Annotated in this window: 1 protein-coding gene; it reads right to left on the bottom strand. The window is 68.6% G+C overall.

Going from position 1 to position 1363, the window contains the following annotated elements; all coding sequences use genetic code 11:
• Positions 1-1361 (bottom strand): glucuronate isomerase (uxaC, locus tag AC1U89_RS24455; RefSeq protein WP_479902205.1); only part of this gene is annotated, 1361 nt, incomplete at its 3' end.
• Positions 1362-1363: the final 2 nt, after the last annotated feature.

Here is a 1363-nt window from a genome sequence, read left to right on the forward strand (position 1 = left end):
TCGGCGGCCTCGACCTCGTCCATGCGGTGCTCGGCGACCATGCGGGCCAGGAAGGCGCTGTCGACGCGGCGGGCCACGTCGTGGCGGGCGGGGATGGAGAGGAAGGCGCGGGTGTCGTCGTTGAAGCCGACGGTGTTGTAGAAGCCGGCCGTCTCGGTGACCTGCTCGCGGAACCGCATCATGCCCTCGGGGCTGTCGTGGAACCACCAGGASGGGCCCAGCTTCAGCACCGGATAGTGGCCGGCCAGCGGGGCCAGCTCGCGGCTGTAGACGGTCTCGTCGAGCGTGAACAGGATGATCGACAGGCGCGGGTCGTTGCCGAACTTGGTGAGCAGGGGCTTCAGGGCGTCGACATATTCGGTGCGCATGGGGATGTCGGCCCCCTTGTCGCGGCCGTGGCTGGCGAGAAGCCCGACATTGTGGTTGCGGTGCGAGCCGGGGTGGATCTGCATCACCAGGCCGTCGTCCAGGCTCATGCGGGCCATCTCGGTCAGCATCTGGGCGCGGAAGAGCTCGGCCTTGGCCGGGGTGACGTTGCCCTTCAAGAGGTCCTGGAACAGGGCCTCGGCCTCGACGGCCGACAGGTCGGCGGTGGCGGCGGTCGGGTGGCCGTGGTCCGAAGACGTGGCCCCGGCGGCGATGAAGGCCTGGCGGCGCAGGCGGTGGCCTTCCAGATAGCCCTTCCAGGTCGTGACGTCCTGGCCCGAGACCTCGGCGAAGCGCTCGAACGACCGGCCAAAGCGCTCGTCCTCGAAGTCGATGACCGCGTCGGGACGATAGGCGGTGACCACGTGGCCGCCCCAGCCGCTCTCGCGGATGGCCTTGTGGTGCTCCAGCTTGTCCTGCGGGCCTTCAGTGGTGGCCAGGGTCTCGATGTTGAAGCGGTCGAACAGGGCCCGGGGCCGGAAGGCCTCGGTGGCCAGGGCTTCGTTGATGGTGTCGAAATAGAGGTCCGAGGTCTCGGCCGACAGGAACACCTTGAAGCYGAACACCTGGCTGAACACGTGGTTGAGCCACAGCCACGASGGCGTGCCGCGGAAGAGGTGGAAGTTGGAGGCCAAGAGGCGCCAGGCCTCGCGCGGGTCGGTGTCGGGGACCCCGGCCTTGGAGCGCACCTTCAGGTCGTCCAGCTTGACGCCCTGGCTGTAGAGCATGCGGAAAAGGTAGTGGTCGGGGGCCAGCAGCAGATCGGTGGCGTCCTCGAACGGGGCGTTGGTCGCGAACCAGGCCGGGTCGGTGTGGCCGTGCGGGCTGATGATCGGCAGGCCCTTGACCTGGCCGTACAGCGCCCTCGCGATCCCCCGCGTGCGCTCGTCGGCCGGGAACAGGCGGTCGTCGTGAAAAACCAGAGGCCGGGTCATGG

The organism is Caulobacter sp. 05T431 (assembly GCF_056665975.1).